The organism is Streptomyces sp. NRRL S-118, from assembly GCF_000716335.1.
Taxonomy (GTDB): domain Bacteria; phylum Actinomycetota; class Actinomycetes; order Streptomycetales; family Streptomycetaceae; genus Streptomyces.
In genome coordinates this window covers 264113-280205 of record NZ_KL591013.1, presented here as the reverse complement: position 1 = coordinate 280205, position 16093 = coordinate 264113, and the positions used below count along the sequence as shown (strand labels likewise).

Sequence of the window (16093 nt, the reverse complement as noted above, 5' to 3'; positions counted from 1 at the left end):
CCTCCTCCCGCGCGGCGGAGCCGCAAGCGCGGACTGTGCACAAGTTCTCTCCGCACAACGCTCAGGGAAACGCATCCGTTCCCCCTACCACTCTGCCAGGTCCGGCGCATTTAGGCGCGCCCCACCGGATGGACGCCCGGCCGGTTCCGCGGCCGATCGCCGGGCGGCGCCGGGACAAAAGGTGCAAGGGCGTACGGTGACTGCACGGGGCATCCCCAGTCGCGTATGGTCACGCACACCTACTCCCGGCCGACCGTGGTGCACCCGTGATCCGATTCGACAACGTCTCCAAGTCCTATCCGAAGCAGAACCGCCCCGCGCTGAGGGATGTCTCCCTCGAGATCGAGAAGGGCGAGTTCGTCTTCCTGGTGGGGTCCTCCGGCTCCGGAAAGTCCACCTTCCTGCGGCTGCTGCTGCGCGAGGAGCGCGCCAGCCACGGCACGGTGCACGTCCTCGGCAAGGACCTCGCCCGGCTGTCCAACTGGAAGGTGCCGCACATGCGCCGCCAGCTCGGCACCGTCTTCCAGGACTTCCGCCTCCTGCCCAACAAGACCGTCGCGCAGAACGTGGCGTTCGCCCAGGAGGTCATCGGCAAGCCGCGCGGGGAGATCCGCAAGGCCGTGCCCCAGGTCCTCGACCTCGTCGGCCTGGGCGGCAAGGAGGACCGGATGCCCGGCGAGCTGTCGGGTGGTGAGCAGCAGCGCGTGGCCATCGCCCGTGCGTTCGTCAACCGCCCGATGCTGCTGATCGCCGACGAGCCGACCGGCAACCTGGACCCGCAGACCTCCGTCGGCATCATGAAGCTGCTGGACCGGATCAACCGCACCGGTACGACGGTGGTCATGGCGACGCACGACCAGAACATCGTCGACCAGATGCGCAAGCGCGTCATCGAGCTCGAACAGGGCCGTCTCGTACGCGACCAGGCGCGCGGCGTCTACGGCTACCAGCACTGAGCGGGACCCCGGGCGTCCCCGGCTCCCGCTCCAGCAGCACCAGCATCAGCAAGAAAGGCTGAACGCACGCGATGCGCGCCCAGTTCGTACTCTCGGAGATCGGTGTCGGCCTCCGTCGCAATCTCACGATGACGTTCGCCGTCATCGTCTCCGTGGCCCTGTCGCTCGCGCTCTTCGGCGGTGCGCTGCTCATGCGCGAGCAGGTCAGCGTGATGAAGGACTTCTGGTACGACAAGGCCAACGTCTCCATCTTCCTCTGCAACAAGAACGACGCGGAGAACGGGGAGACCTGCGCCAAGGGCGCGGTCACCGCCCAGCAGAAGCAGGAGATCAAGACCGACCTCGAGAAGATGGACATCGTCGACAAGGTCCATCACGAGACGGCCGACCAGGCGTACAAGCACTACAAGGACCAGTACGGCGACACCGCGATCGCCAGCATCATCACGCCGGACCAGATGCAGGAGTCGTACCGGGTCAAGCTCAAGGACCCGGAGAAGTACCAGGTCATCGCCACCGCCTTCGCGGGGCGGGCGGGTGTGTACTCCGTCGAGGACCAGCGCGACACGCTGGAGAGCCTCTTCCAGATGATGCGCGGCATGAACGTCGCCGCTCTCTGCGTCATGGGTCTGATGCTCGTCATCGCGCTGATGCTGATCGTCAACACCGTGCGGGTGTCGGCGTTCAGCCGGCGCCGCGAGACCGGCATCATGCGGCTCGTCGGCGCGTCCAGCTTCTACATCCAGATGCCGTTCATCATGGAGGCCGCCGTCGCCGGCCTTCTGGGCGGCCTGGTCGCCTGCGTACTGCTCGTGATCGGGCGGTACTTCATGATCGACGCCGGCCTGAACCTCGCCCAGTCCATGCCCCTGGTCAACTTCATCGGCTGGGACGCGGTGATCGAGGTCCTGCCGTTCGTCGTGGTCATCGGTCTGCTGATGCCTTCGCTGGCCGCCGCCGTGGCGCTGCGCAAGTACCTGAAGGTGTGACGATTGCCCCTGGCGCCGTGCGGTCAACGACCGTACGGCGCCATTCGCTTGTCCTAGAGTGGGCGCCATGCTGGGCCCCGATTTCTGTACCCGGCCCCGCGGCGCACGCAGCCGCGGGGCGGCCCTGACATTCGTCTTCGCCACCGTCCTCGTCACGGCAGCGGCCACCAACTGCCTTCCCTGGGACGAGGAGCGGACGCGCGAGCCGCGCCCCGTGACCCGCACCGCGGCGTCGTCCTCCACCGTCGACCGGGAGGAGCTCGCCCGCGCGGCCACCGAGGCCATGGCGGACGGGAAGTCCGCCGCCAAGGCGGCCCAGGAGGTCGTCAGCCGCAGCGGCGACCGATGGGGCGCGGTCTACGACCGGCGCGCGTACGAGGAGTTCGCGCAGGCACTGGACGGCGCGTACACCGGCGTCGGGCTGTCCGCCCGGCGCGACGAGGCGGGCGGCGTCGAGGTGGCCCGCGTCCAGCGGGGCGGCCCGGCCGGCGCGGCGGGGCTGAGGCCCGGCGACCGGATCCGCACGATCGACGGCCGCGCGGTGCGGGGCCTTTCCGTCTCCGAGGTCGTCGCCCTGCTGCGCGGCGACGCGGGGACGGGCCGGCCGGCCCGGGCCGGCTCGCCCGTCGTCCTCGGGCTGGAGCGCGGCTCGCGCGCGTGGACCCGGACGCTGCACCGGGCGCGGCTGGCCACCGAGGACGTCACCGTCCACCGGCTCGACGACGGGCCCGTGCGCCTCGTGCGGATCGAGGTGTCCGCGTTCACCAAGGGCACCGGGGCGCGGGTGCGCCAGGCGGTGCACGACGCACCCGAGGGGGCGGGCCTCCTGCTGGACCTGCGCGGCAACAGCGGCGGCCTCGTCTCCGAGGCGGTGGCCGCGGCCTCCGCGTTCCTGGACGGCGGGCTGGTCGCCACCTACGACGTCCACGGCGAGGAGCGGGCGCTGTACGCCGAGCCGGGCGGGGCCACCGACCGGCCCCTGGTGGCGCTGGTGGACGGCGGCACGATGAGCGCGGCCGAGCTCCTCGCGGGCGCCCTGCAGGACCGCGGCCGGGCGGTCACGGTCGGTACCCGCACCTTCGGCAAGGGCTCCGTCCAGATGCCCAGCCGGCTCCCGGACGGCTCGGTCGCCGAGCTGACCGTCGGCCACTACCGCACCCCCGCCGGGCGCGGCGTCGACGGCCGGGGCATCACGCCCGACGTGACGGCGCGCGACCGCGCCGAGGAGCGGGCGCGCACGGTATTGAGTGGCCTCGGCCCCGCCTCGTAGTGCGAAAATGGCGGCACTATGGCAAAGGAAAAAGGGCGCAAGCTGATCGCGCAGAACAAGAAGGCGCGGCACGACTACCACATTCTGGACACCTACGAGTGCGGTCTCGTGCTGACCGGTACCGAGGTGAAGTCGCTGCGTCAGGGGCGGGCCTCGCTGGTGGACGGCTTCGTGCAGATCGACGGGCACGAGGCGTGGCTGCACAACGTGCACGTACCGGAGTACAGCCAGGGCACCTGGACGAACCACAGCGCACGGCGCAAGCGGAAGCTGCTGCTGCACCGGGCCGAGATCGACAAGCTGGAGTCCAAGTCCCAGGAGACGGGCCACACGATGGTCCCGCTGGCGCTGTACTTCAAGGACGGCCGGGCGAAGGTCGAGATCGCGCTGGCGAGGGGCAAGAAGGAGTACGACAAGCGCCAGACGCTCCGCGAGAAGCAGGACCGGCGCGAGGCCGAGCGGGCGATGTCCGCGGTGCGCCGCCGCCAGCGGGCGTGAGCGGGGGCCGGCCGCCCGGCCCGCGGCGGCCGCGGGAACAACCCGCCGCGCCGGTGCGTTGAGGGTTCCGTACGCCGTCGCCGGCGGTGGACCGGGCCGGTTCTCCGGAGGACACCATCACGGGCGCGGTAATGCGCTGGCACCGGCGCGCGTCGGTCACGTACGATGGCGCATGTCCCTCACGGCAGGGACGCCGATTGATAAATCAACATGGGGATGATCGGTTTCGACAGCGGATGTCGAAGCAGGGGAAGCGTGTCGAGGAAGCGGCAATGATCTCGTAAACCATATGTCGCAACCAATAATCGCCAACACCAAGCGCGATTCCTTCGCCCTCGCTGCCTAAGTAGCGACTCGCGAAGTGTCAGCCCGGGGCTGTTCCCGACCCGGATCCTGGCATCAGCTAGGGAACTAAACCTCTGAGCCCGGTCACGGGGCACAGAGGGAAATCGAACAGTGACTGAGCCCGTCGGAGACTTGTCCGCGTGATCTCCGGGGCCGAGAAAAGCGCAGCGGACTGCACACGGAGAAGCCCTGGTTCTGCACCGTTGGACGCGGGTTCGATTCCCGCCATCTCCACGAGCGGTACCTCCGGGGGCGTGCCCCCGGATCCCGTCATCCCATGTGGGCGAAGGCCCGGCCGTCTCAGGACGGCCGGGCCTTCGTCGTACCCGCCGCCAGGACCAGCGCCAGCGCCGCCGCGGCCACCGGTACCGCGTACGCGGTCGTGGCGCCCGCGTGCTCGACCGTCCAGCCGCCGGCCGCCGAGCCCGCCGCGATGCCGCCCAGCAGGGCGGTGACCGCGAGGGTCATGCCCTCGTTCAGCCGGTCCGCGGGCGTCAGGTGCTGCACCAGGCCCATGCCCGTCACCATGGTCGGCGCGGTCGCCATGCCGGCCAGCAGCAGGGCGCCCGCGAGCACGAGCACCGAGCCCGTGCCGGCCGCCGCCAGCAGCGGCAGCGACATCAGCGCGGTCATCCCGGCGAGGCAGCCGGGCAGGCGGCGGCCCGGGCCCCCGGCGGGTGCGGGGAGCGCCCCGTACAGCAGTCCCGCCGCGCACGACCCGGCCGCCTGGAGCGCCAGCACCGCACCGGCCGCGGGGCCGTCCACGAACGCGAGCGTGACGACCTCCATCGATCCGAAGACCGCCCCGGTCGCCAGGAACACCGCCATGAGAGCGGGTATGCCGGCCGTACGGAGGGGGCTGGGCACCCGGACCGCGGTGCGCGGCGCGACGGGCGGCTCGGTGGCGCGCTGCGCCGCGAAGAGCAGCGTGCCCGTCAGCAGCAGGACCGCGCCGGTCAGGGTCCCCGCCTCCGGGAACAGCGCGGCGCACAGGAACGCCGCGAGGACCGGGCCCAGCATGAAGCAGAGCTCGTCCACGGCCTGCTCGAAGGCGTTGGCGGTGTGCACGCGGGCCGGGTCGCCGCGGTACAGGTGGGCCCAGCGCGCGCGGGACATGCCGCCGGTGTTGGGGGTCGTCGCGGTCGCGGCGTACGCGGCGAACAGCGTCCAGGCGGGTGCGTGGAGGCGCACGCACAGCAGCAGCGCGAGCGAGCCGCACACGGCGATCGCGGTGGCGGGCACGGCGACCCGCGCCTGCCCGTACCGGTCGACCAGCCGCGCCGTGAACGGTGCGACCACCGCCGTGGCGGCCAGCCCGGTGGCGGTGACGGCGCCGGCGAGGGCGTACGAGCCGTAGGCGCCGGCGATCATGATGACGGCGCTCACGCTGAACATCCCCATGGGCAGCCGCGCGACGAGGTTGCCGAGGGTGAACGCCCGGGTGCCGGGCAGCGTGAAGAGCCGTGCGTAGCGGCCGAAGGGCCGCGCCCGCGGCCGGGGGCGTGGTGGGGCGCCGGACCGGGAGCGTGCTCCGGCTCCGGGCGGGGCGTCCGGTGTCCGGGGCAGGCCGTCGTAGCGGGGGACCGGCACGAGGGACTCGGAGGTGAGGGCGAACTGCGGGGTGCGCGTCGTTTTCGGCATGCTCCGAGCCTCGCCGCGGGGGCCCGCGGCGGTCCAACACCTGAGCGCAGCCCATTGACGCAGATGTGTTGTAAGTTCGCGGCGTGAATCACCACGTCGACCCCCGGCTCCTGCGCGCCTTCGTGGCCGTCGCCGAGGAGCTGCACTTCACGCGTGCCGCCGCGCGGCTGTACGTCGCGCAGCAGGCGCTCAGCCGGGACATCCGGCGCCTGGAGCGGGAGTTGGGGGCCGAGCTGTTCGTACGGACCACACGGCAGGTGGCGCTCACCGGTGACGGCGAGCGGCTGTTGCCCCACGCGCACGCCGTGCTCGCGGCCCACGACGAACTGGCCGCCGCGTTCACCGGCGAGACGCGGCCGCTGCTGGTCGACCTCAACACCGACGGCATGATCACCCGGCGGGTGCTCGCGCGGGCCCGGGAACGGGCACCCGAGTGCGAGCTGATGGCCCGCTACGAGAGCGGGTTGACCGGCGCGGCCGCCGAGATCCTCGCCGGGCGGCTCGACGTGTCCTTCGGGCGGTTCGCCGGCCTGGCCCCGTCCGTACGGGCCCGGCTGGAGGCCCAGCCCGTGCGGTACGAGCCGATGGCCGTGCTGCTGCCGGAGGAGCACCCGCTCGCTGATTGCCCCGAGGTGCCGCTGGACGCGCTCGCCGGGGAGTCCCTGTACGCCGGGGCCGGCAACCCGCGCACGCGCGAGTGGACCGACCTCGCAGAGCGGCTGTTCGACGGGCGCGGGATAAAGATCGCGCCACCCGCTCCGGTGGCGATCGGGCACGAGGAATTTCGCAGGGTCATGACGAAAACCCGCACGCCGGTGCTGGTCGGCGTCGACTTCCCGGTGATGCCCGGCTGCGTGCTGCGCCCCCTCGTCCGGCCCGTCCCGCTGTCGCCGGTCTCCCTGGTGTGGCGCAGGGGGCTGAAGCACCCGGGCGTCGACGCGCTGCGTGCCGCGGCCGCACAACTCGCCGACCAGGAAGGATGGCTGAGGGTGCCGCCCGGCTCCTGGCTGCCCGACGCTGATTTGTTGCAGATGTGCACCAAGAAATGAACCGTGAGCCCGGCTGTCAGCCGCGTGCGCTACATTCATGACCCGGGTGCGACGAGGGCGGGGGCGCCCGGACAGGGTGGGGGCCCGGTCCGGGAGTGACACCGGACAGCTGCGGACGCACCTTGATCAGGCTCCGTGGGGGATGTGCGTACTGCAGTGGAAAAGTGGCGAGAAAATGCCTATGGCGGGCAGATGAACGACGCGTACGACGACGCCGTCGCCCGTCCCGGTGACGCCGCGTACCGGGACCCGTTCGACGAGCCGTTCGATCAGCCCTACATATCCCCGTACAGCGAGACGTACCCGGAGACCCACGGCGAGCCCCGCGAGGACGCGTCGGGCGGCCCGGACGCCGGCTCGCCCGCCGTTCCCTCCGCCGTTTCGTCCGCCGAGGCGTACACCCAGCCGCTCCAGGCGCTCGACCTGACCGTCCAGCTCGACCGGCCGGTCCCGGCCGGCGCCGCGGCGGTCGCGGGCACCCAGGCGCTCGACCTGACCGTCCAGCTCGACCGCCCCCTCCGGCCCGGCGCCGCGCCGGGCCCCGACGCCGACGCCACGGCCCTCATACCGGCGTCCGTGCCGGGCCCCGCCGCGCACACCGCCCCCGGGCCCGCCGGCCCCGCCCCGCAGGAGCCCTCCGACGGCCCCGTCTTCGTCGACGAGAGCGGCCGCCGGAGCAAGAAGCTCCGCAGGCTCGGCTGGGTGCTGGCCGCCGCCTGCGCCGTGTACGCCGTGACGCTCGTCGTCGCCGTCATCGGTGGCAACTCCAGCGCACCCTGGCTCCTGATACCCGGCCCGGCCGGCGAGGAGAAGGCCGACACCACGCAGGTCGTCCCCGCCACCTCCGCCAGCCCCGGCGCCGACGACACCACCGGCGACACCCCCGGCGCCCCGGCGCCCACCGACTCCACGGGCGCGGTCATCCCGCGGCCCTCCGGCCCCGCCTCCTCGGACGGCATCCCGGCCGGCCCGGCGGACCCCCGCAGCTCCGCCTCGCCCGCCACCGGGCCCAGCGCGGACACCGGCCGTCCGGCCGAACCCGGCACGGGCGAGCAGCCGACGCCGGTCAGGCCGACCAGTGGCGGCCCCTCCCAGCCGCCGGTCCCGACGCCGGAACCGGGCGATCCCACGGACCCCCCGACGACCCCGACGGACGAACCGACCGAGCCGCCGGTCGGAGAGAGCGACGGCCAGCAGATGGCCGCGGAAGGCGCACAGTAAATGACGACCTCAGGCAGACGGCGCGCGACGAAGGTGCGCGCCGTCCGGCGCAGGCTGCCCATGCGCTATCTGCTGCCCTCCCTCTTCCTGGTCGCTCTCTTCGCGATGCTCATGCTGCGCGGCTACGTGCACAACGAGATCCGGCCCGACCACCGGATCCGGCTCCTGGAGGAGCGGGACCAGGTGCCTTCGGCCGTGCACAAGGGCGGCCCGGTCATCGACGCGCGGGACCCCGAGAAGCCCGCCAGCCTCAACGTCCCCGATGACAAGATCGTCCTGACCTTCGACGACGGCCCCGACCCGGTCTGGACCCCCAAGGTCCTCGACGAGCTGAAGAAGCACGACGCCCGTGCGGTCTTCTTCGTCACCGGCGCCATGACCGCCCGCCACCCCGACCTCGTCGAGCGGATGGTCAAGGAGGGCCACGAGGTCGGCCTGCACACCTTCAACCACCCGGATCTCTCGCTCCAGTCCGAGGAGCGCATCGACTGGGAGCTGTCCCAGAACCAGATGGCGCTCGCCGGGGCGACCGGTGTGCGCTCCTCCCTCTTCCGCGCCCCGTACTCCAACTTCGTCTGGCACCTGGACAACAAGAACTGGGGCCTGATCAAGTACGTCGGCAGCCGCGGCTACATCTCCGCCTTCAACGACACCGACAGCCACGACTGGCGGCGCCAGGGCGTCGACACGATCATCAAGAACGCCACGCCGAAGTCCGGCAAGGGCGCGATCGTGCTGATGCACGACTCCGGCGGCAACCGCGAGCAGACCGTCGCCGCGCTCGCCCGCTTCCTGCCGCAGCAGAAGGCCAAGGGCTACGAGTTCACCACGCTCACCCAGGCCCTCGGGGCGCCCAGCGCCCACACCGAGGTGAGCGGCGCGGAGCTGTGGAAGGGCAAGGCGTTCGTCTACGCCGTCGGCATCTCCGAGAACATCACCGGCGTGCTGGTGGGCGGCCTCGCCATCGTCGGCGTCCTCGTCATCGGGCGCTTCGGGCTGATGCTCGTCCTGGCGTTCGCGCACGCCCGCAAGGTGCGCCGGCGCGGCTTCCGCTGGGGCGACCCCGTCACGGAACCGGTCACGGTGCTGGTCCCGGCGTACAACGAGAAGGAGTGCATCGAGAACACGGTCCGCTCCCTCATGGCGAGCGACCACCCGGTCGAGGTCATCGTCATCGACGACGGCTCCTCGGACGGCACCGCGGACATCGTCGAGCGGATGTGGCTGCCGAACGTCCGGGTCGTCCGCCAGGAGAACTCCGGCAAGCCCGCCGCCCTCAACAACGGCATCGCGCACGCCAGCCACGACATCATCGTGATGATGGACGGCGACACGGTCTTCGAGCCGTCCACCGTCCGCGAGCTGGTGCAGCCGTTCGGCGACCCGCGCGTCGGCGCGGTCGCGGGCAACGCCAAGGTCGGCAACCGCGACACCCTGATCGGCGCCTGGCAGCACATCGAGTACGTGATGGGCTTCAACCTCGACCGGCGCATGTACGACGTGCTGCGCTGCATGCCCACCATCCCCGGTGCGGTCGGCGCCTTCCGCCGCACCGCGCTGGAGCGGGTCGGCGGCATGAGCGAGGACACCCTCGCCGAGGACACCGACATCACCATGGCGATCCACCGCGACGGCTGGCACGTCGTGTACGCGGAGAACGCCCGCGCCTGGACCGAGGCCCCCGAGTCCGTCCAGCAGCTGTGGTCGCAGCGCTACCGCTGGAGCTACGGCACCATGCAGGCCATCTGGAAGCACCGCGGGTCCGTGTTCGACCGCGGCCCGTCCGGCCGGTTCGGCCGCGTCGGTCTGCCGCTGGTGTCGCTCTTCATGGTCATCACTCCGCTGCTCGCGCCGCTCATCGACGTCTTCCTGCTCTACGGCCTGGTCTTCGGGCCCACCCAGAAGACGATCGTGGCGTGGCTGGGAGTCCTCCTGGTGCAGGCGGTGTGTGCGGCATACGCGTTCCGGCTCGACAAGGAGAAGATGACGCACCTCATCTCCCTCCCGCTCCAGCAGATCCTCTACCGGCAGCTGATGTACGTGGTGCTGCTCCAATCCTGGATCACCGCTCTCACCGGCGGCCGGCTGCGCTGGCAGAAGCTGCGCCGCACCGGAGCCGTGGAGGCACCGGGCTCCATCCCCACGCAGCGCGGCGCCCGCAGCGACGATCGGAGACCGGTCGCATGACGAACGGCTACACCGGCGGCTTCTTCGACGACCGCCGCGGGAGCGGCAGCGGTGACGGCACCGGCGGCTTCTTCGACGACCGCCGCGCCGGCCGCCGCACCGAGCAGCGGAACGACGATCCGTACGGCGGCGGCGGTCATGACGACCGGCCGTACGACCGGCACGCCGCGCAGCCCGAGGGCACGCGGCCGTACCCGGCGGCGGCCCCGGGTCCCGATCCCTTCGCACCGTCGGGGACGCAGTCCGCCTCCTCCTCGCCGTACGCGCCGTTCGGCCGGGAACCGGACCCCTTCGCGCCCAGCGGGGCGGAGCAGGGCGGACGGCCGTACGCGCCGTTCGGCACGGAACCGGACCCGGGCCCGGCGGCCGGGGCGCGGACCGCCCCGTCGCCGTACGCGCGGTACGGGACCGAACCGGACACCTTCGCGCCGGCCGGGCCGTCCACCGCGACCCTCGCCGCACCGGAGACCGCGGACCCCGGGCCCGCCGCCACGGACACCGCCGCCCCCGCCGCGCCCAAGGCGCCGGGCCGGGACCGGTACTTCGACCTGCTGCGGGCGCTCGCGCTCTTCCGGGTCGTGCTGTACCACCTGACCGGCTGGATGTGGCTCCCGCTGGTCTTCCCGTCCATGGGCGTCATGTTCGCCCTTGCGGGCAACCTGATGGCGCGGTCCCTCAAGCGCCCGCCCGTCCAGGTCATCAAGAGCCGGGTCCGGCGCCTGCTGCCCCCGCTGTGGGCGGCCGGTGCCATCGGCGTGACCGGCATGCTCGTCCAGGGCTGGGGCCCGGCCGAGGGCGAGGACACCCTCACCTGGTGGCTGGAGCTGCTGTTCTGGGTCCTGCCGCTGAGCGACCCGCCGAACGCCGCCGAACTGGCCGGCGTCCCCGGGATCCTGCCCGGCACGTGGGCGGAGCCGTTCGCCGGACCGCTGTGGTACATCCGCGCCTACCTGTGGTTCGTGCTGCTGTCCCCGCTGTTCCTCGTGGCGCTGCGCAAGCAGCCCTGGCTGACGATCGCGGCGCCGCTCGTCCTGATGGCCGCGCTCAACTTCGGCTACCTCGAGGCCGGTGAGTCGGTCGCGCCGATCCTGTACGGGATCGGCGAGTTCGGCGCCTGCTGGATCCTCGGCATGGCGCACCAGCTGGGCGTGCTGCAGCGGCTGCCCGCCTACGTGATCCCGTCCGTCGCGCCGTTCATCATGGGCTTCGGCATGTGGTGGGCGGTCGACCACGGGCTGAGCGCCGAGAACCAGCTGGGGAACATGCCGTTCGCCTCCGCCTTCTGGGGCCTGGGCTTCGTCCTCCTGCTGCTGCACTTCAGCCCGTCGTGGTCCGAGTGGCCCCGGCTGCTGCGGCGCTTCGACGGTGCCATCACGCTCCTCAACTCGCGTGCGGTGACCGTCTACCTCTGGCACAACGTGTGCATCGCCATCGCCGTGACGATGTGGAACCGGCTGTGGTCGCTGGAGGTGATGTGGCGCGACCTGCCGTGGCTGATGAACAGCCCGTGGCCGACCCTGCTCTTCAGCTGGTCGCTGATCGCGTACTGCATCCTGATGTTCGGCTGGCTGGAGGACGTGGCCGCCAAGCGGCGGCCCAGGCTGTGGCCGTCGGGCACGGCGTCGCGGAGCAGGAAGGGCCTCGAGAAATGATGCTGCGTGCCAGGTGGCTGCTGTTCGCCGTCGCCCCGCTCCTCGTCCTGGCGATCTTCACCCTCACCCCCACCCCGAAGCCCGAGGCGTCGGAGGCGGCCGGTGCGTCGGAGAGCCAGGGCGCGGCCAAGCGCGCCGAGGAGGAGCTGGAGTCGGCCGAGGAGCTGCTCGCCAAGATGCCGCCGGGGCTCGCGGCCCCGGACAAGAAGGAGCTGGCCCACCAGATCCTCGGCTCCGCCATGAACTCCACCAAGGACTGGCGGACGCTGTACGGCCACATCGCCGACAGCGCCGACGGCGACGGCTACTGCGGAGGCGTGATCGGCTTCTGCTCCGGCACCAGGGACATGCGGATCCTCGTCGAGTCGTACACCAAGGAGCACCCGGACAACGCGCTGGCCCCGTACGTGCCCGCACTGCGGGCGGTCGACGGCACGGACTCGCACGAGGGCCTGGGCACCGGGTTCGTCGAGGCATGGCAGGCGGAGAGCGAGAAGCCCGCCTTCCGCAAGGCGCAGGACGCGGTCCGCGACAGCATGTACTTCAAGCCCGCCGTCGACCTCGCCAAGCTGGACGGCCTGGGGACGCTCGGCCAGTTCATCTACTACGACGCCATGGTCTTCCACGGCCCCGGCATCGACAAGAACGGCTTCTACGAGATCCGCGAGCGGGTCCGGGGCATGATCAAGACCAAGGCGGAGGGCGGCAAGGAGAAGGAGTACCTGGACGCCTTCCTCGACGCCTGCCGCCAGGCGATGACGGAGTCGAAGGCCGACCAGGACACCAGCCGCATCGACACGGCCCAGCGCGCCTTCCTGCGCGACGGCAACCTCACCCTGAGGACGCCGCTGGTCTGGAAGATGTACGGGGAGACCTTCCGCGCGTCCTAGGGGGTGTCCCGGGGCAGGCCCCGAGGGGCGGAGGCGGCCACTCCTCACCGCCGCTCCCGCCCGCCCGTGAGAGCAAGGTTTCAGCCCGGTCACGTCGTATGACCGGGCTGAAACGCATCCTCCCTAGCGTCGGTCCTGACGGGATTCAGGATCTGACAGCAGTGGAGGTACGCGATGAGCGGCCGGTGGATCGAGCAGTGGGACCCTGAGGACGAGACCTTCTGGCGGGAGAAGGGTGAGCGCATCGCCAAGCGCAACCTCCTCTTCTCCGTCCTCTCCGAGCACATCGGGTTCTCCATCTGGACGCTGTGGTCCGTGATGGTCCTGTTCATGGGACCGGAGTACGGCATCGACCCGGCCGGCAAGTTCTCCCTCATCGCGGTGGCGACGCTCGTGGGGGCCCTGATCCGGGTGCCCTACACCTTCGCCGTCGCCCGCTTCGGCGGACGCAACTGGACCATCTTCAGCGCGCTGCTGCTCCTGCTGCCCACGGGCGCCGCGTACGCCGTGATGGAGCCGGGGACGTCGTACACCACCTTCCTGCTGGTCGCCGCGCTCACCGGCGTCGGCGGCGGCAACTTCGCCTCGTCGATGACGAACATCAACGCCTTCTTCCCCCTCCACAAGAAGGGCTGGGCCCTCGGGCTGAACGCGGGCGGCGGCAACATCGGCGTCCCCGTCGTCCAGCTCGTCGGCCTGCTCGTCATCGGTACGGCGGGCGCGGCCCAGCCGCGGGTCGTGCTCGGGATCTACATCCCGCTGATCGTGATCGCCGCCGTGTGCGCCGCGCTCTACATGGACAACCTGGCGCCCGTGAAGAACGACACCGGCGCCGTCAAGGAGGCGGTCAAGGACGCCCACACCTGGATCATGGCGTTCCTCTACATCGGCACCTTCGGCTCGTTCATCGGCTACAGCTTCGCCTTCGGCCTCGTCCTCCAGACCCAGTTCGGGCGTACGCCGCTCCAGGCCGCGTCCCTCACCTTCATCGGCCCGCTGCTCGGCTCCCTGATCCGCCCGCTCGGCGGCTCCCTCGCCGACAAGCACGGCGGCGCCCGCATCACGCTGTGGACCTTCGTGGCCATGGCCGCCGCGACCGGTGTGGTCGTCTACGCCTCCGTCATCGAGTCGCTCGCCGTCTTCCTCGTCGGCTTCATCTCCCTGTTCATCCTCAGCGGGCTCGGCAACGGCTCCACGTTCAAGATGATCCCCGCCATCTTCCAGGCCAAGGCGCACGCCTCGGGCCTGGCGGGAGAGGAGGCCGACGCGTACGGCCGGCGGCTCTCCGGCGCCGCGATCGGACTGATCGGCGCGATCGGCGCGATCGGCGGGCTCGCCATCAACCTCGCCTTCCGGCAGTCCTTCCAGACCGCCGGCACCGGCACCGCCGCCTTCGTCGCCTTCCTCGTCTTCTACGCGGCCTGCCTGACCGTCACCTGGGCGGTATACCTTCGCCGCCCCGTGGAGATCCCCGCCAAGCGGCAGCTCAGCTACTCCGAGGTGTGATCCGGCATGGGACGTAACGGGGGAGAAATCTCGGTGAACCAGGACCGTCACGCACCCTTGCCACCCTCTGATGTCATGCACGAGCAAGCACACGGCCCGCTCGCCGGGTTCACCGTCGGAGTCACCGCGGCACGCCGGGCGGACGAACTGGGCGCGCTGCTGGAACGTCGCGGAGCCGCGGTCCTGCACGCCCCGGCACTGCGGATCGTGCCGCTCGCCGACGACGCGGAGCTCCTGGAGGCCACCGAGAGCCTCATCCGCCACGCCCCGGACATCGTGGTCGCGACCACCGCGATCGGGTTCCGGGGCTGGCTGGAGGCCGCAGACGGGTGGGGCCACGGGGAGGAGCTGCTCGCCCGTCTGCGGGGCGCGCAGGTCCTGGCCCGCGGCCCGAAGGTCAAGGGCGCGGTGCGGGCCGCCGGGCTCACCGAGGACTGGTCGCCCGGCTCGGACTCCATGGCCGAGGTCCTGGACCGGCTCCTCGGCCAGGACGTCTCCGGGCGGCGCATCGCCCTCCAGCTGCACGGCGAGCCGCTGCCCGGGTTCGTCGAGGCGCTGCGGGACGCCGGGGCGGACGTCGTGGTCGTCCCGGTCTACCGGTGGATGCCGCCGGAGGACCTCGCGCCGCTGGACCGGCTCATCGACGCGACCGTGGCCCGCTCGCTGGACGCGGTGACGTTCACCAGCGCCCCGGCCGGAGCGTCACTGCTGAACCGTGCCGAGAACCGCGGTCTGCTGCCCGAGCTGCTCGACGCCCTCCACCACGGCGTGCTGGCGGCCTGCGTCGGACCGGTCACCGCCCTGCCGCTCCAGGCCCACGGCATCGACACGATCCAGCCCGCCCGCTTCCGGCTCGGCCCGCTGGTCCAGCTGCTGTGCCAGGAGCTGCCCGCCCGGGCCCGGACGCTGCCCGTGGCCGGGCGCCGCATCGAGATCCGGGGCCACGCGGTCCTGGTCGACGGCGACCTGCGTCCCGTACCGCCCGCGGGCATGTCCCTGCTGCACTCGCTGGCCCGCCGCCCCGGCTGGGTCGTCTCCCGTGCCGACCTGCTGCGCGCCCTGCCGGGCGCCGGCCGCGACGAGCACGCCGTCGAGACGGCGATGGCCCGACTCCGCTCCGCCCTCGGTGCCCCCAAGCTGATCCAGACGGTCGTCAAACGCGGCTACCGGCTGGCCCTGGACCCGGGCGCGGACGCCAAGTACGCCGACGCCTGAGCGTCGCTACGGTGGCCGGATGACGATCACCGTGCGCCCCGCCGAACCCGCCGACGCGCCCGCCCTCGCCGCCGCCCTGGCCCGCAACCGGGCGTACATGCGGCCCTGGGAGCCGCGGCGGCCCGCGGACTACTACACCGCCGGGACGCAGCTCGCGCGGATCACGGCCCCGGGCAGCCGGTTGTGGCTCGCCGTCGACGAGCCCGCGGCACGGGTCGTCGCGGGGGCCACGCTGTCCGGGATCGCGCTGGGCCCCTTCCGCAGCGCGTCCCTCGGGTACTGGGTGGACGCGGAGTACACCGGGCAGGGCCTGGCCACCCGGCTCGTGGGCGCGGTGTGCCGGGCCGCTCGCGAGGAACTGGGCCTGCACCGCGTCGAAGCGGGCACCGTCCTTTCCAACACCGCATCGCAGCGCGTCCTCGCCAAGAGCGGCTTCCAGCGGATCGGCACCGCGCCGCGGTACCTCCACATCGACGGCGAGTGGCGCGATCACCACCTCTTCCAGCGCATCCTGCACGACGACCCGCCCCCGGAGGGCTAGGGCCTCTCNTCCGGATCCTGCCGGGCTCGTGGTGTCCGGACACCGCACGGTACGCCGCACCCGCAACCCGGCCCGGGACAGGCGGGGTTCCGGTCGACCGCCCGAGCGGGCACCCTGAGGGGCGGTACGGCTC

12 protein-coding genes, 1 other RNA gene and 1 pseudogene are annotated in these 16093 nt (G+C 71.9%); 13 read left to right on the top strand and 1 reads right to left on the bottom strand.

Annotation, left to right across the window (positions count from 1 at the left end; translation table 11 throughout):
- The first annotated feature begins 266 nt into the window (after positions 1–266).
- The 5 genes from ftsE to ssrA all read left to right on the top strand — a co-directional run bounded on the left by ftsE (position 267) and on the right by ssrA (position 4295).
- Positions 267–956, top strand: a complete 690-nt coding sequence (gene ftsE / locus IH00_RS0122615) for a cell division ATP-binding protein FtsE (RefSeq protein WP_031076418.1) — start codon at positions 267–269, stop codon at positions 954–956.
- 71 nt (positions 957–1027) lie between these two features.
- On the top strand, positions 1028–1945 hold the full coding sequence (ftsX, locus tag IH00_RS0122610) for a permease-like cell division protein FtsX (RefSeq protein ID WP_031076416.1): 918 nt from the start codon (positions 1028–1030) through the stop codon (positions 1943–1945).
- Positions 1946–2012: 67 nt separating this feature from the next.
- The gene (locus IH00_RS0122605; RefSeq protein ID WP_031076414.1) at positions 2013–3215 is read left to right on the top strand and encodes a S41 family peptidase; all 1203 of its coding nucleotides are present in this window, start codon (positions 2013–2015) and stop codon (positions 3213–3215) included.
- Positions 3216–3233: 18 nt separating this feature from the next.
- Positions 3234–3713: an SsrA-binding protein SmpB gene (smpB, locus tag IH00_RS0122600; protein WP_031076413.1), complete on the top strand. Its 480-nt coding sequence runs from the start codon at positions 3234–3236 to the stop codon at positions 3711–3713.
- A gap of 212 nt (positions 3714–3925) precedes the next feature.
- Positions 3926–4295, top strand: a transfer-messenger RNA (tmRNA) gene (ssrA, locus tag IH00_RS39565).
- A 63-nt stretch (positions 4296–4358) separates the two neighbouring features.
- Here ssrA and IH00_RS0122595 read toward each other — a convergent pair.
- Positions 4359–5699: an MFS transporter gene (locus IH00_RS0122595; RefSeq protein WP_107064503.1), complete on the bottom strand. Its 1341-nt coding sequence runs from the start codon at positions 5697–5699 to the stop codon at positions 4359–4361.
- A gap of 83 nt (positions 5700–5782) precedes the next feature.
- On the opposite strand from IH00_RS0122595, the gene IH00_RS0122590 reads away from it, so the two are divergent.
- From IH00_RS0122590 to IH00_RS0122555, 8 genes and pseudogenes are all read left to right on the top strand, one after another.
- A complete protein-coding gene (locus tag IH00_RS0122590; protein WP_031076410.1) occupies positions 5783–6748 on the top strand; it encodes a LysR family transcriptional regulator in 966 nt (321 codons plus the stop codon).
- Positions 6749–6940: 192 nt separating this feature from the next.
- Complete coding sequence (locus IH00_RS39010) at positions 6941–7969, top strand: hypothetical protein (protein ID WP_052411562.1); 1029 nt, start codon at positions 6941–6943, stop codon at positions 7967–7969.
- Between the two features lie 60 nt (positions 7970–8029).
- Positions 8030–10156 (top strand): bifunctional polysaccharide deacetylase/glycosyltransferase family 2 protein, encoded by a 2127-nt coding sequence (locus tag IH00_RS0122580; RefSeq protein WP_039947328.1) that lies wholly within the window; start codon positions 8030–8032, stop codon positions 10154–10156.
- A gap of 461 nt (positions 10157–10617) precedes the next feature.
- A pseudogene (locus IH00_RS0122575) lies at positions 10618–11808 on the top strand (acyltransferase family protein); the annotation flags it as partial.
- Positions 11805–12698, top strand: coding sequence for a chitosanase (locus tag IH00_RS0122570; protein ID WP_420710905.1), 894 nt, complete (start codon positions 11805–11807; stop codon positions 12696–12698). The pseudogene IH00_RS0122575 and the gene IH00_RS0122570, both read left to right, overlap by 4 nt.
- Before the next feature lie 174 nt (positions 12699–12872).
- A complete protein-coding gene (locus IH00_RS0122565) occupies positions 12873–14204 on the top strand; it encodes a nitrate/nitrite transporter (RefSeq protein WP_031076399.1) in 1332 nt (443 codons plus the stop codon).
- 75 nt (positions 14205–14279) lie between these two features.
- The gene (locus tag IH00_RS0122560) at positions 14280–15419 is read left to right on the top strand and encodes a uroporphyrinogen-III synthase (RefSeq protein ID WP_031076397.1); all 1140 of its coding nucleotides are present in this window, start codon (positions 14280–14282) and stop codon (positions 15417–15419) included.
- Positions 15420–15438: 19 nt separating this feature from the next.
- Positions 15439–15960, top strand: a complete 522-nt coding sequence (locus tag IH00_RS0122555; RefSeq protein ID WP_031076395.1) for a GNAT family N-acetyltransferase — start codon at positions 15439–15441, stop codon at positions 15958–15960.
- The last annotated feature ends 133 nt before the right edge of the window (positions 15961–16093 follow it).

Bases quoted from the DNA above. Each gene is read 5' to 3' on its own strand.
- IH00_RS0122595 (WP_107064503.1), bottom strand. From the start codon at position 5,699: ATGCCGAAAACGACGCGCACCCCGCAGTTCGCCCTCACCTCCGAGTCC.
- IH00_RS0122570 (WP_420710905.1), top strand. From the start codon at position 11,805: ATGATGCTGCGTGCCAGGTGGCTGCTGTTCGCCGTCGCCCCGCTCCTC.
- ftsX (WP_031076416.1), top strand. From the start codon at position 1,028: ATGCGCGCCCAGTTCGTACTCTCGGAGATCGGTGTCGGCCTCCGTCGC.
- IH00_RS39010 (WP_052411562.1), top strand. From the start codon at position 6,941: ATGAACGACGCGTACGACGACGCCGTCGCCCGTCCCGGTGACGCCGCG.
- IH00_RS0122555 (WP_031076395.1), top strand. From the start codon at position 15,439: ATGACGATCACCGTGCGCCCCGCCGAACCCGCCGACGCGCCCGCCCTC.
- IH00_RS0122580 (WP_039947328.1), top strand. From the start codon at position 8,030: ATGCGCTATCTGCTGCCCTCCCTCTTCCTGGTCGCTCTCTTCGCGATG.
- IH00_RS0122565 (WP_031076399.1), top strand. From the start codon at position 12,873: ATGAGCGGCCGGTGGATCGAGCAGTGGGACCCTGAGGACGAGACCTTC.
- IH00_RS0122605 (WP_031076414.1), top strand. From the start codon at position 2,013: ATGCTGGGCCCCGATTTCTGTACCCGGCCCCGCGGCGCACGCAGCCGC.
- smpB (WP_031076413.1), top strand. From the start codon at position 3,234: ATGGCAAAGGAAAAAGGGCGCAAGCTGATCGCGCAGAACAAGAAGGCG.
- IH00_RS0122560 (WP_031076397.1), top strand. From the start codon at position 14,280: ATGCACGAGCAAGCACACGGCCCGCTCGCCGGGTTCACCGTCGGAGTC.